The organism is Noviherbaspirillum galbum (assembly GCF_010974945.1).
GTDB classification, from domain to species: domain Bacteria; phylum Pseudomonadota; class Gammaproteobacteria; order Burkholderiales; family Burkholderiaceae_D; genus Noviherbaspirillum; species Noviherbaspirillum galbum.
On the sequence record NZ_JAAIVB010000008.1, the window covers coordinates 179,109 to 192,640 of the forward strand.

General features: G+C 63.3%; 13 protein-coding genes. 7 read left to right on the forward strand and 6 right to left on the reverse strand.

Going from position 1 to position 13,532, the window contains the following annotated elements:
* The first annotated feature begins 106 nt into the window (after positions 1-106).
* The 4 genes from G3574_RS01920 (at position 107) to G3574_RS01935 (ending at position 2,847) form a co-directional block, all read left to right on the forward strand.
* Positions 107-877: an energy transducer TonB gene (locus tag G3574_RS01920; RefSeq protein ID WP_163960314.1), complete on the forward strand. Its 771-nt coding sequence runs from the start codon at positions 107-109 to the stop codon at positions 875-877.
* 12 nt (positions 878-889) lie between these two features.
* Entirely contained in the window at positions 890-1,609 is a 720-nt protein-coding gene (locus G3574_RS01925) for a MotA/TolQ/ExbB proton channel family protein (protein WP_163960315.1), read from the forward strand.
* Complete coding sequence (locus G3574_RS01930) at positions 1,609-2,025, forward strand: ExbD/TolR family protein (protein WP_163960427.1); 417 nt, start codon at positions 1,609-1,611, stop codon at positions 2,023-2,025. Before G3574_RS01925 ends, G3574_RS01930 begins: the two co-directional genes overlap by 1 nt.
* A gap of 123 nt (positions 2,026-2,148) precedes the next feature.
* On the forward strand, positions 2,149-2,847 hold the full coding sequence (locus tag G3574_RS01935; RefSeq protein WP_163960316.1) for a DUF2242 domain-containing protein: 699 nt from the start codon (positions 2,149-2,151) through the stop codon (positions 2,845-2,847).
* Here the strand turns inward: G3574_RS01935 and G3574_RS01940 are convergent.
* From G3574_RS01940 to G3574_RS01955, 4 genes are all read right to left on the reverse strand, one after another.
* Positions 2,819-3,115, reverse strand: a complete 297-nt coding sequence (locus G3574_RS01940) for a DUF6587 family protein (RefSeq protein WP_163960317.1) — start codon at positions 3,113-3,115, stop codon at positions 2,819-2,821. The two genes, G3574_RS01935 and G3574_RS01940, sit on opposite strands and share 29 nt — an antisense overlap.
* Before the next feature lie 3 nt (positions 3,116-3,118).
* A complete protein-coding gene (gene feoB, locus G3574_RS01945) occupies positions 3,119-5,005 on the reverse strand; it encodes a ferrous iron transport protein B (protein ID WP_163960318.1) in 1,887 nt (628 codons plus the stop codon).
* A 14-nt stretch (positions 5,006-5,019) separates the two neighbouring features.
* On the reverse strand, positions 5,020-5,349 hold the full coding sequence (locus tag G3574_RS01950) for a FeoA family protein (RefSeq protein WP_163960319.1): 330 nt from the start codon (positions 5,347-5,349) through the stop codon (positions 5,020-5,022).
* Positions 5,350-5,623: 274 nt separating this feature from the next.
* Complete coding sequence (locus tag G3574_RS01955; RefSeq protein WP_163960320.1) at positions 5,624-7,027, reverse strand: sigma-54-dependent transcriptional regulator; 1,404 nt, start codon at positions 7,025-7,027, stop codon at positions 5,624-5,626.
* A 432-nt stretch (positions 7,028-7,459) separates the two neighbouring features.
* On the opposite strand from G3574_RS01955, the gene G3574_RS01960 reads away from it, so the two are divergent.
* From G3574_RS01960 to G3574_RS01970, 3 genes are all read left to right on the forward strand, one after another.
* Positions 7,460-9,469 (forward strand): putative bifunctional diguanylate cyclase/phosphodiesterase, encoded by a 2,010-nt coding sequence (locus tag G3574_RS01960; RefSeq protein WP_163960321.1) that lies wholly within the window; start codon positions 7,460-7,462, stop codon positions 9,467-9,469.
* 191 nt (positions 9,470-9,660) lie between these two features.
* A complete protein-coding gene (locus G3574_RS01965; protein ID WP_163960322.1) occupies positions 9,661-10,398 on the forward strand; it encodes a methyltransferase domain-containing protein in 738 nt (245 codons plus the stop codon).
* Between the two features lie 61 nt (positions 10,399-10,459).
* The gene (locus G3574_RS01970) at positions 10,460-11,023 is read left to right on the forward strand and encodes an ankyrin repeat domain-containing protein (protein ID WP_407941590.1); all 564 of its coding nucleotides are present in this window, start codon (positions 10,460-10,462) and stop codon (positions 11,021-11,023) included.
* Between the two features lie 18 nt (positions 11,024-11,041).
* On the opposite strand, the gene G3574_RS01975 is transcribed toward G3574_RS01970, so the two are convergent.
* Positions 11,042-11,626: a chalcone isomerase family protein gene (locus tag G3574_RS01975; protein ID WP_163960323.1), complete on the reverse strand. Its 585-nt coding sequence runs from the start codon at positions 11,624-11,626 to the stop codon at positions 11,042-11,044.
* Between the two features lie 45 nt (positions 11,627-11,671).
* On the reverse strand, positions 11,672-13,393 hold the full coding sequence (locus tag G3574_RS28755; RefSeq protein WP_328804700.1) for a methyl-accepting chemotaxis protein: 1,722 nt from the start codon (positions 13,391-13,393) through the stop codon (positions 11,672-11,674).
* Between the last annotated feature and the right edge of the window lie 139 nt (positions 13,394-13,532).

A 13,532-nucleotide genomic window follows, 5' to 3' on the forward strand; every position in this document is an offset into this window, starting at 1 on the left:
CCCATGCAAAAGTGCGATATAATAATGCGAATCATTCTTATTTATAAAAACCGTCCGGCGCGCCGCAACCACTTCCGGTTGCACGCTTCCCGACAGCAATTCGCCCATGGCATCCGGTCCGCAACCCACCGTCATCACCACGTCGATCAAACGTCTTGCGCCGCTGGCGATCATCCTGTTCCTGCATGGCGCCGTACTTTACGCCTTGCGGACCAGCCTTCCGGCTGAAACGGCCCGCCGCGTTCCGCGCGAAGTCATTGCCAGCTTCATCACCCAGGAATCGCCGCGGCCGTCTTCCCTGAGCGTCCCGGCTCCCGCCCCTGTCAAATCGCAGCCGGTCAATCCCGCAACCGTCAGGAATTCCGCGCCGGCCGCGCAACCCGCTCTGCTCAACAAGACGCCGTCGCCGAAAGCGATCGTGCAACCTGAAGCATTGTCCGCCCAGCCTGCGCCACCTGCGCCACCTGCACCAGCAACCCCTGCCGCGCCATCGGCGGCCTCCGGCACGGCGATCGATAACCGAGCGGCCAACGCCGCGGCGTCTCCCTCTGCATCCGCGTATTCCACCCCTTCGGCGCCTTCCGCGCCGGCGCAGCCCAAAACGGTCAGCAGCGGTATCGAATACATCCAGCCGCCCCGGCCGGAATATCCGAATGGAGCACGCCGGCTTGGCGAGGAAGGCAAGGTCATGTTGCGCGTGCTGGTCAACGAGCGCGGGGTGGCGGAACGCATCGAGATACAGAAAAGCTCGGGCTCGCCCCGCCTCGACGAAGCCGCCCGCCAGGCGGTTCTGCGCGCGGTTTTCAAGCCCTATGCCGAGGATGGCAAGCCCGTGCCCATGTACGCCCTCGTCCCCATCGCATTTCAACTGGATTAAGGAAGAAACATCATGCAATCAAGCCCCTACGGCCTGGAAAGCCTGTGGATGCAAGGCGATGCCGTCACGAAGATCGTCGCCATGCTGCTGCTCGCCATGTCTGTCGCGTCCTGGTATGTGATCGTCACCAAGGCGATCCAGATCTGGCGCTACTCGCGCTCCGCGCGCGCCGCCGGCCACGCATTCTGGGACACCACCAACCTGCAGGAAGGACTGGCCGCGCTCGGCAGCGGCAACCCTTTCGCCGATATCGCGCAGTCCGGCGTTGGCGCGCTGCGCCACCACAACGCCCACAAGGGGCACCTGCACGACCAGTTGTCGCTGAGCGACTGGACCACGCTCTGCCTGCGGCAGGCGATCGACGAAGCCGCCGGACGCCTGCAGGCAGGCATGGCGGTTCTGGCATCGGTCGGATCGAGCGCGCCCTTCGTTGGCCTCTTCGGCACCGTCTGGGGCATCTATCATGCCTTGGTGTCGATCGGCACCTCCGGCCAGGCGAGCATCGACAAGGTCGCCGGCCCCGTCGGGGAAGCGCTGATCATGACCGCACTCGGCCTCGCGGTGGCGATTCCCGCCAGCTTCGGCTACAACGCGCTCGTCCGCGGCAACAAGGGCATCATTTCCAAGCTCAACAAATTCGGTTTCGACTTGCATTCGCTGTTCGTCACCGGGTCACGCGCCGAGTCGGGCGACGAAGGCAAGGCCCGCCTAGTCGTCGTCGGGGGCGCATGATGGCAATGGGTTCGCTGTCCGACAACGAGGACGATTTCAATCCCGAGATCAATACCACGCCGCTGGTCGACGTCATGCTGGTGCTGCTGATCATTTTCATCATCACCATCCCGGTGATCAACCATAGCGTCAATCTCGACCTGCCGCGCGCGGTCAGCCAGCCGCTGGAGACCAAGCCCGACAGCATCCAGGTCGCCATCGATGCGCAAGGCAAGGTATTCTGGAACGGCGCGCCGGTGAACATGGCGGAACTCGACGCACGGATTGCCGCCGCCTCGCGTCGCGAACCGCAGCCGGAACTGCACCTGAGCGCGGCACGCACCACGCAGTACGAGAGCGTGGCTCAGGTGATGGCCGCCGCGCAGCGGGGCGGGCTTGGCAAGATGGGTTTCGTCACCGACCCGCAGCCCAGGTAAGTGCACGGGAACGCGGCCTGCGCGGCCGCTCACCGCCTGCCAACGCCGCCGAGGCGATGGCATCGGGCATCCCGTCATGTTTTCTCGGTATACTCCATCCGGTTGCAGCTTCCTCGAGCGATCATGACATTCAAATCGATCCTTCTCGCCACCACCTGCGCCGCCGTGCTGTGTGCCTGCGGCACAACCATGCCGAAGAAACAATCGGACTATCGCGCCGAAGACTTCGGCTCGGCCGACACCTATTCCCGCATTTTCCCCGGCACGGATGAGTCGACCTGCGAAGCCGCGCGCCGCGCCCTGCTGAGCCAGGGGTACATCATCACGCTCGTCAAGCCGTCCCAGATCAATGGCCGCAAGAATTTCCAGCCTGACCACGACACCCACGTGCAGATCGAATTCCACGTGGTATGCGCAATTAATGCCAAGGGCAGCAATACGACGACCGCCTTCGTCAACGCCGTGCGCGACCGCTACACCTTGAAGAAAAGTTCCAATTCCGCCAGCCTTGGCGTGGGCGTGCTCGGTTCGGTCTCGCTGCCCTTCGGCTCCACCGATGACTCCATGGTGAAGACCGGCAGCGAAACCATTCCCGTGCGCCGGTTCTATGACCGCTTCTTCGAATTGATGGAAGGTTACCTGGACGTCAAGCTGGATGAGCCCGACAAGGGGCCGGGGGACGGCAAGGAACTGGATTCACCGGCGGATGAGCCGGCGACGAAGGCAGTGTCCGGCCAGGACGGAAAGGAAAGCCAAGGCGCTGCGGGCGCGGTCGCAAACCGCCGCCCGGAAATCAATGGCGAATCATCTTCAAGGGAATGACGCGCGCCGGCGGTTGCGCGCCGTCCTTGGCATCGGTGCCAGCGGGACTGCCGCACCCGCCGCAACTGCCGCAGCCATCCCCACAGGAACCGCCCTCTTCCCGGACCGCGGATAGCCGGCGCGCGAGTCCGTGCATCGACAAGCCGGTGGCCAGCTTGACCATGCCCGAACGCAGCGCTTGCCGGATGGTGCGCGGCAGGTAGCGCCGGCAGACCGCGGCGAACGCGACCAGCACGATTGCTCCGACGATCCATTCCTGCAAGTTCATGATTCAGCCTCCCAGAAGAGCGCGGCTCACCTGGTACGTCAGGAACGACGCTAGGTAGGCCAGCGCGAACATGTAGGCCGCCATGGCCACCGGCGCCTTCCAGGTATTGGTTTCCCGGCGCACGATGGACAAGGTGGAAATGCACTGCGGCGCGAACACATACCAGGCCAGCAGGGAAAACGCGGTCGGCAGCGACCAGGTCGCGGCGATCATGGGCGTGAGCGCGGTTGCCACCTCTTCGCCCGTGGCCGACAGGGCGTACACCGTGCCCAGCGCCCCCACAGCCACCTCGCGCGCCGCGAGTCCCGGCACCAGCGCGATGGAAATCTGCCAGTTGAAACCGATCGGCGCGAACAGGACTTCCAGCCACCGGCCCACATGGCCGGCAAAGCTGTACTGGATCGCCGGGCCGGTCGCGCCGTCCGGCGCGCCGGGGAAGCTCGACAGGAACCAGAGGATGATCATCAGCGACAGGATGATGGTGCCTACCCGCGTCACGAAAATGCGAGCCCGTTCCCACAGGCCGATGGCGAGGTTGCGCGCGTGCGGCCAGTGGTAGTTCGGCAGCTCCAGCATCAGGGGCTGGTAGCGTCCCTTGCCGATGGTGCGCTTGATGACGTAGGCCACCGCCATCGCCGCCAGGATGCCGGCGAAATACAGCCCGAAAAGCACGAGTCCCTGCAGGTTGAGGATGCCCACCGGACGGTCGGGAATGAAGGCGCCGATGATCAGTGCATAGACCGGCAGGCGCGCGGAGCATGTCATCAGCGGAGCGATCATGATGGTGGCCAGCCGGTCGCGCGGATCCTGGATGGTGCGGGTCGCCATGATGCCGGGCACGGCGCAGGCGAAGCTCGACAGCAAGGGGATGAAGGCACGGCCGGACAAGCCGACGCTGCCCATCAGGCGGTCGAGCAGGAAGGCCGCGCGCGGCAGGTAGCCGGATTCTTCAAGCGACAGGATGAAGAGAAACAGGATCAGGATCTGCGGCAGGAACACAAGCACGCTGCCGACGCCGGAAATGATGCCGTCGACCAGCAGGCTGCGCAGGATGCCGTCGGGCATCGCGGTCTGCACCATCCTGCCAAGTCCGTCGATGCTTTCCTTGATGAAGTCCATCGGCAGCTTGGACCAGCTGAATACCGCTTGGAATACGAGGAAAAGCACGGCGGCGAGGATGACGTAGCCCAGCACCGGGTGAAGCACCACCGCATCGATCTTTTCGCCGATCGTGTTTTCTTCGCCATGCTCGGTGATGACGTTGTCGAGGATGCGCCGCACCTCGCGCTGGGTCGCTTCCAGCGTGTGGCTGTTGTCGGCGTTGAAACGCGAGGCGTCGTCCCGGGCCGGCGGCTCGAGCGCCCATGGCTGGCGCGCCAGTTCGTCGAACTGGGTGACGAGGGAACCGCTGCCGCCCGGCTTGACAGCCACCGTCTCGATGACCGGGATGCCGAGTTCCTGGCGCAGGCGCGCGATGTCGATCTGCAATCCGCGCTTGCGCGCGACGTCCATCATGTTGAGCGCGAGGACGGTCGGCCGCTGGAGCCGCAGCACTTCGAGCACCAGCCTGAGGTTCAGCCGCAGGTTGGTCGCATCGGCCACCAGCACGATGACATCCGGCGGCACGTCATCCGTGCGGGTGCCGAACAGCACGTCGCGGGTGATGGCTTCGTCGGGCGTCATCGCGTTCAGGCTGTAGGCGCCCGGCAGGTCCACGATCTGGTAGTTGTGGCCCGCGTCGGAAGTGAACTGGCCTTCCTTGCGCTCGACCGTCACGCCGGCATAGTTGGCGACTTTCTGGCGGGCGCCGGTGAGGCGGTTGAAGAGCGCGGTCTTGCCGCAATTGGGATTACCCACCAAGGCAAGGCGTAGGGGGCGGGCAGTATTCATGGAATTCTTGACGATCAGGCTTGGCGGCGGCTTTTCGCGGCGGACGCCAGGGAATCGCCGTCGACCGGCATGACATGGATGAGCGCGGCTTCATGGCGCCGCAGGGCAAATGTCGTGTTGCCGAGCTTGACGGCGATGGGGTCGCGGTGGGGAAAGGATTCCGCCACGATGCGAACGCGTTCGCCGGGAACGAAGCCGAGCTCGAGAAGGCGCGTCCTCAGGGCGGATTGCTCCGGGGACAAGGCGGCCGACAGGCTGGAAACCACGGCGCTCTCGCCTTTCCTCAGGTTACCGAGGTGGCTGGGCGCGACTTGGAAAGAGGGATCGCTCAAAACTGCGGACATTGTTCGCTTTCGAAAGAGAACCGGCTTGTTACTGAGTATAGCATGCGAATGATAATAATTCTTAATCAGCTCGCTGAAAAGACTGAAACCTTGAGAAAGGCGAACAACGTTGCCCGAAGAGACATCTCGCCGGGCAGCGATGTGTCAAGGTGTCGAAGGGGAATTTCCGGCGCCGCGCGTCCCCGCGCGGCGCGCCCGGTACCTATCCGAATCCGAGTCGGCCGCGTTGTGCTGCTGCGCCCGGCGGAGGATTACCGGAAGAATGATGAAGCGGTCAGTCGACCACCATCTGGCCGTTTTTCAACAGGCCGAGGACCTCGTACTCTTCCATCTTGCGATAGAGGCTGGAAAGGCCGATTCCCAGCTTCTGGGCGGCGGTGCGGCGGTCGCCGTTGTTGTCGGCGATCGCCTTCAGGATGACGCTGCATTCGAAGCGTCGTACCTGGTCGCGCAAGCCATTGCCGGAAGCCGGAGCCGCCGCGCCGGCTTCCGCCGGCGGAATGATGCGCGCGATCTGGGGCGGCAGGTCTGCGGTGGTAATGCGGCCTTCGTCGGCCAGGATCAATGCTCGGTCAATCACGTTTTCCATCTCCCTAACGTTACCGGGCCAGTCGTACGCCGAGAGGATCGCCTCGACTTCCGGCTCCATCGACAACTCAGTCCCGTGGTTCATGCGCTTTGCACCTCTGCTCAGCAAGAACCGGACCAGCTGGGGAACGTCCTGGCGCCGCTCGCGCAGCGGCGGCACGTGGACATGGAAAACACTCAAGCGGAAATACAGGTCTTCGCGGAACCGGCCCTCGGCCACCATCTGGCCGAGATCCCGGTTTGTCGCCGCGACGATGCGCACGTCAGCGCGCTTCGCCTGTTCGCTGCCGACCGGGCGCACGGTCTTCTCTTCGATCACGTGCAGCAGCTTCACCTGCAGCGACAAGGGCAGTTCGCCGATCTCGTCGAGGAAGATGGTGCCCTTGTCCGCCTCGAGAAACAGCCCTTTCCGGGCCTTGTCGGCGCCGGTGAAGGAGCCTTTCACGTGCCCGAACAATTCGCTTTCCATCAGGTTTTCCGGGATCGCTCCGCAGTTCACCGGGATGAAGGGGCCGTCGGAACGCTGGCTTTGCTGGTGGATCTGGCGCGCGATCACGCCCTTGCCCGTGCCGCTCTCGCCGGTGACGAGCACGGTGGAATCGGTCGGCGCCACCTTGGCGATCAGGCGATCGAGGTCGCGCATCGAGGATGAAACGAAGCCGAACATCTCGTCCCGGCTCCCGAGAACGAGATTTCTCAGGACCTTGTTCTCGGAACTGAGACGCCGCAGGTCCGCAACCTTCATCAGGCGATGCAGCACCTCGTCGTTGCGCACCGGCTTGATCATGTAGTCCGATGCACCGGCCTTGATGGCATCGATGGCGGTATCCACCGAGGCATGCGCGGTCATCATGATGAAGCTGGTCTCCACGCCCGCGGAGCGGGCCCGGCGGACCAGCTCGATGCCGCTGAAGTCCGGCATCTGGATGTCGCTGATGGCAACGTCGATTCCCCCTTTCGAGAGATAGGCCAGCGCCTCGCCTCCGCTGGCCGCCTCCTGCACGGCGAAGCCGGAACGGGTGAGATGGACCGCCAGCACCTTGCGGATGGCCGGTTCGTCGTCGACGATCAATACTTCGAGAGATTTCATGAAGATGGTGTTTGAATCTTGTTTGCCGGGATTCCGTCCCGGAAAATGGTTGAAGCGACAAGGTTAATAGTAATGCATCCTCTTTCGCCGTTGGCATCATGACGCGGCAGTCATGCGCGACCGCATGTCGACGAGGCCGTAATGGTACCTCCGGCGGCATGAAATTCCCAGCGACGATAATCCCGTTCCCGACATTGGGGAAAAGGCTCGCCGATTTTCCCAGCAATGGAAAGACCCGCCGTTCTCGTCCGAAGTTCTCATCCAACGTCCTCCCGCGCCCGTCCCGCCTCTCGCCACGGCAATGTTGTCAGGGGCTGTTAGCCAATTGGCATATTACTTGCAAAAGGGAAATAACCCTGGCCAGGAAGCCGGGTCTTTTCAAAACGGCTGCGCGGCGAACCCGCGTCGGGCGGCGTCAAGAAAGCGAACCGCATGCGCAAATTCATTCATTCAAATCTGCTAAGCCTGATGTTCCTGGTCGGCGCGGCGTCTGGCTTCCTGGTCTCCAATGTCGGCTGGTGGAGCCTGGCGAACGGACTCGAGGATCTGGAAACGCTGTACGTCCACGCCAGCGAACGACTGGTACGGCAGGAGGACGCCGAGGGCCTCACGATGCTCAGGGAGGATCGCGACAACGCCGCCATCGCCAACGACACGGCGCGCGCCACGCTGATCGGCATGTCGCTCGCGGCCTCGGTCTTCTTCTGCCTGATCGCCGCGCTGACCTACCGCGAATCCAGCGAGCGCAAGCGCGCAGAACAATCGATGCGGCTGGCAAACCAGGTTTTCCAGAATTCGCTGGAGGGCATGGTGATCACGAATGAGAACGGGCAGATCCTCGGCATCAACCAGGCATTCACCGACATCACGGGCTACCACATGATGGAAGTGCTTGGCCGCAATCCGAGCATGCTGAGTTCGGGGCGGCAGTCGCAGGACTTCTACGATGCGATGTGGCAATCCATCGCCGCGACCGGCAAGTGGCAAGGCGAAATCTGGAACAAGCGCAAGGACGGCGTCATTTATCCGCAATGGCTGAACATCAGCCAGGTCTCGGACGAACAGGGCAACGTCTGCAATTTCATCGGCGTGTTCAGCGACATCTCCGAGCGCAAGAGCGCCGAAGAGCGGATCATGCACCAGCTGTACTACGACCAACTGACCGGGCTGCCCAACCGCATGCTCTTCAATGACCGCATCAGCCAGCTGATGGCCCAGGCAAAGCGCAATCCAGACATCCGCTTCGCGATCATGTTCCTCGACCTCGACCGCTTCAAGGTGGTCAACGACAGCATGGGCCACGGCGCCGGCGACCAGCTGCTGCAGCAGGCGGCGCACCGCCTGCGCGGTTGCGTGAGGGAAATGGATACGGTCGCGCGCATGGGCGGCGACGAATTCACGATCGTGCTCGGCGACATCCAGACGAAACAGCATGCCTGCGAAACCGCCCAGCGCATCCTCGACACCTTCAAGCATCCCTTCACCATCGACAAGCTGGAAGTCTTCGTCCACGTAAGCATCGGCATCAGCACCTATCCGGACGATGGCATATCGACCGACCTGCTGCTCAAGCATGCCGACATCGCGATGTATCGCGCCAAGCATGCGGGCGGCTCGTGGTACGAGCTCTACGATGCCGGCTTCGGCCAGCAGGAAACCGAGCGCCTGGCGCTGGAAACCGCGATGCACCGCGCCATCGACCGCGACGAATTCCTGCTGAACTACCAGCCCCAGGTCGACATCCGCACGGGGGAAATCATCGGCTGCGAGGCATTGATACGCTGGCGGCATCCCGAACTCGGCATGGTCTCGCCGGCCCAGTTCATTCCCCTTGCCGAAGAGAACGGCATGATCATCCGCATCGGCGAGTGGACCCTGCGCACCGCCTGCCGGCAGGCCAAGGAATGGCAGCGCGCCGGCATGCCGGTCCGCATCGCCGTCAACCTCTCCGCGCGGCAATTCCACCAGGGCGATGTCGGCGATACCATCGAGAACCTGCTGCGTGAGTTCGAACTGCCGGCCGAGCTGCTCGAACTCGAACTGACGGAAAGCATCCTCATGGAGGACAGCGCCCGTTCGTTGGCAATGATGGGCAAGCTGCATCGCATGGGCGTGCAGCTTTCCATCGACGACTTCGGCACCGGGTACTCCTCGCTGTCCTACCTGAAGCGCCTGCCCATCCACATCCTGAAGATCGACCAGTCCTTCGTGCGCGACATCGACATCGATGCCGATGACCGCGCCATCGTGACCGCGGTCATCGCGCTTGCGCACAGCATGAAGCTCAGGGTCGTGGCGGAGGGCGTGGAGTCCGAGCAGCAACTCGACTTCCTGCGCCGGCACGGCTGCGACATCATGCAGGGTTATCTCTTCAGCAAGCCGGTGCTGCCGGAGATTATTCCCACCCTGTTCACGACAGAAACCGAGCGCGCCATTGCCTGAGGGCAGCAATGCCGCACCGTCATGACGGCGCCTTGCCAGATGGCATGTCGTTATCCTGACGCAGAGCATCGTGCCGCGCGCGGCGGGTACGCTATCAGCTTTTGTCTTTTAACAAATTCTCCTTGTGCAGCCATTAAATAATATGCAAGCCGGCTCATCGTTCCTGCCGGCGCAGACAACAGGAGAATGAGTTGAAGAACACCGTCAACGCGGAAGCCGGATCCCTGGCGCAAGGTAGTTTGATCGAGCGCATTCGCACGTCGCAGCGGCGCAGGCTTTTCGACGCATTTTCCGCGTTCCGGGGCGCCCAGCCCTACGACACGGTCCTGAACGTATGCATCTCTCCCTCGCCGCTGTTCGACAGCACCAACTGCCTGTGGGAATGGAGTTCGTCGCAGGAGAGATCACGCATCATCACCTACGAGATCGCCGCACCCAAGCATGCGGCGCCGCGCCCCTACCGACATCCCGACGCCATCGACCTGTCGCGCGAACCGAACGAACTGCACCTGCCTTTCGCCGACGCTTCCTTCGACTGGGTGTTCTGCAACGAAGTCATCGAGCGCATGGGCACGCTCGAACGGCAATACGCCTTGCTCAAGGAGCTGAGCCGTATTTCGCGCAAGGGAGTGTTCCTGGGCACCAGCAATCGCTGGCATCCATTCGAGTTCAATACCGCCCTGCCCTTCCTGCACTGGTTGCCGGACGCCTGGTGGCGGCGCGTCCTGCGCTGGACGGGAAAGAACGCATGGGCGGCGGAACACAGCTTCCAGCTGGTCGACTCCACCACGCTCTATCGCCTGGCCAGCCTGCTGCCCGGCAAGCCGAAGAACGACGTCGGCCACAAGCGCATCCTCGGCGTCAAGGCGCACTTCTTCCTGATGGTCGAAAAGTGCGCCGCCAGCGCGAGCGAACGCAAGAGCGCCTGAGCCTCATCCTGTCGTGCCGGCGCGGCTTCCGCGCGGCACGAACGCAGATCAAGCGGAGCACATCGTGAATCCATCCCAGCAGCAATCCGACGAGGCCGCTCGCGTGGCCGCGCTGGATCCGGATACCCTGGAATTCCTGCAGCAAGTCATCGACGCGGCGCGCGCCGGCGACGCCGAACGCATCGCGCCTCTGCTCGAGCGCGGCCTGCCGCCCAACCTGCGCAGCCAGAAAGGCGACAGCCTGCTGATGCTGGCCTGCTACCACGGCCACCATGCGCTCGCGAAGCAACTCCTCGAACATGGAGCAGATACGGAACTGAGCAACGATCGGGGACAGACGCCGCTGGCCGGCGCGGCGTTCAAGGGCGACATCGCCATGATCGAGTTGCTGCTCGAGCATGGCGCGGATGTGGAGGGTGCCGGACCGGATGGCAAGACCGCGCTGATGATGGCGGCGATGTTCAACCGCACGGATGCGATCGACCTGCTCGCATCCCGCGGCGCAAATCCCGCGGCATGCGACGCCTCGGGCATGTCGGCCATCGACGCGGCGCACGCCATGGGCGCAGAGGACTCGGTCGCGCGGCTGACGGACTTGCTGGCAGGTTCGGGCCGGCAAGCGTGAGCCGGCCCTTCGTCGGCATCAGCCGCCGAGCAGCTTGTTCTTGAGATCGGCGTCGGCCGGCTTGTCGCCCAGCCAGATGCGGAGGAAGGCGTTGTAGAACGCCGGATCGGGCATCACGTCGCCAACCTTCTTGTCGTTCACCAGGATCTGCATGCCGGTGCCGGGAATCCAGTCGGACGTCACGGTATCGCCCTGCTTCAGCGACGGAATCGCCGCGAAGATCTCGCCCATCTTGACCGTCTGGTTCACGAACTTCGCCTTTTCGCCCTTGTCGGAATTCGCGTTAAGTCCGTCCATGAAGGCTTGCCCGAATTCTTCGCTGTTCACTTCACGCAGCATCACCAAGCGCATGCGGCGCGCGCCCTGCGCGGCAAGGATGTCGGCCGGCGTCTTTTTCTTTTCCGGCAGGTAGAGGCCGGCGACATAGACCTTGAAGATGGCCTTGGTGCGGATGCCCGCGCCATTCAGCTTGAGGTCCTGGTTGGCGACCTTGACGGCATCGTCCAGCTTGACGCCGTTGACGTCCATCGCCATCGCCGCCTGGCCGAGGCAAGCCAGCATGGCTGCCATTGCAAATTTTGTCCTGATCCCGTTGATGTTCATGGTTCTCTCCCGAAGCGCGGGTTTCCTTTCCAGGAAACCTCGTGATTAAAATTCTTCCCAGTCGTCGCCGGCCGTGGCGGCGTGCGCCGCTTTCCTCGCCGCCGGCACGCCGCTTCTCTTCGCTGGCAATGCCACGCGGGCAGCGGGCGCACGCAAGGGCGCCTCATGGGCGATGAGAGCGGACGCGGCGGCAGGATCGCCCGCCGCCGGCGCGCGCGCGCCTTCGCCCAGCTTGAACACGCTTACCAGGCGCGACAGGTTGGATGCCTGGTTCTGCATGGTTTCCGCGGCGGATGCGGCTTCCTCGACCAAGGCCGCGTTCTGCTGCGTCATGCTGTCCATCTCCCCGATCGACGTGCTGACGTGCTCGATGCCCGTGCTTTGCTCCTGGCTGGCGGCGGTGATCTCGTTCATGATGTCGGTGACGCGCTTGACGCTGGCAACGACTTCGTCCATGGTGGCGCCGGCTTCGTTTACGAGCGTCGATCCTTCCGACACTTTCCGCACCGAGTCCCCGATCAGCGTCTTGATTTCCTTGGCGGCGGCGGCGCTGCGTTGCGCGAGGTTGCGCACCTCGGCCGCCACCACAGCGAAGCCGCGGCCCTGTTCGCCGGCGCGGGCGGCTTCCACCGCTGCGTTCAGCGCGAGGATGTTGGTCTGGAAGGCAATGCCGTCGATGACGCCGATGATGTCGACGATCTTCTTGGATGCATCGTCGATGCCGGCCATGGTTTCGACGACGCGCGACACCACCTCGCCGCTTCGTACCGCGACGCTGGAGGCGGATTCCGCGAGCTGGTTCGCCTGGCGCGCATTCTCGGCATTCTTCTTCACGGTCTCGGTCAGCACTGACATCGAGGCGGCGGTATCCTGCAGCGCCCCGGCCTGGGTCTGGGTATGCGCCGAAAAGTCCTGGTTGCCGCTGGCGATTTCACGCGAGGCGGAGGCGATGGTTTCGGTACCGCCGCGCACTTCGCCGACGATCCGGGACAGGCTTTCGTTCATGTAACGCAAGGCTTCCATCAGTTCGCCGGTTTCGTCCTTGGTCTTGACCTCGATGCGGCTGGTAAGGTCGCCATCAGAAACGCATTTGGCGATGCGCACCGCTTCGTTCAGCGGACGTGTGATGCGCCGCGTGGTGAGGAAGCCCACCAGCACGCTCAGGCCGACGGCGGCGGCGGCCAGCGAAAGGATGAACCACTCGGTGCGCTGGGCCGCGGCTTCGGCATCGGCGCCCGCCTCGGCCATCTGCTGGTCTTCGTACTTGATGAAGGCATCGAGGCGTTCGAAGTACTTGGCTTGCATCGGCCGCACCTGGAACATCAGCTTCACCATGGCCTCGTCCTTCTTGTCTTCGTTGACGAGGGAGACGAACTTGGTCTGCGCCGGCAGGAACTTGTCCTTGTATTCGATGATGGCCTTGACCTGGGCAACGCCGGTCGGTTCGGTGATCTGCCGGCTGAGGCGGCCGATGGCGCCGTCGATGGCCTTGGTGCGCTCGTCGATGTTGGCGATCTCCTTCTTGATCTGGCCCGCGTCGCCCATGACCAGGACGTTCAGCATGCTGCGGGTGATTTCGTTGAGGTCGGCCTTGATGTTGTTGGCGACGATGGTGGTGGGATAGCGTTCCTTCACGACGTGTCCGATGACGCCGCTCAGGCTGGTGATGCGGGAATAGGATAGACCGACCAGCATGATGAGCAGCGCGGTCACGATGCCAAAACCCAGAGTCAGCCGGTGCCCGATCCGCATGCGAGTGAAGTTCATTGCGCTCCCTTTTTGGCCCGGGGTCCAGGCCGAATTCTTATGGTTGAAAAACCTTGTCTCCTCGTCCCGGCCCGCCGCCGGTCGTTGCCGGGCATGCCAGTGTTTTTTCATCTTATTGCACTGAATCAACATTGATCAA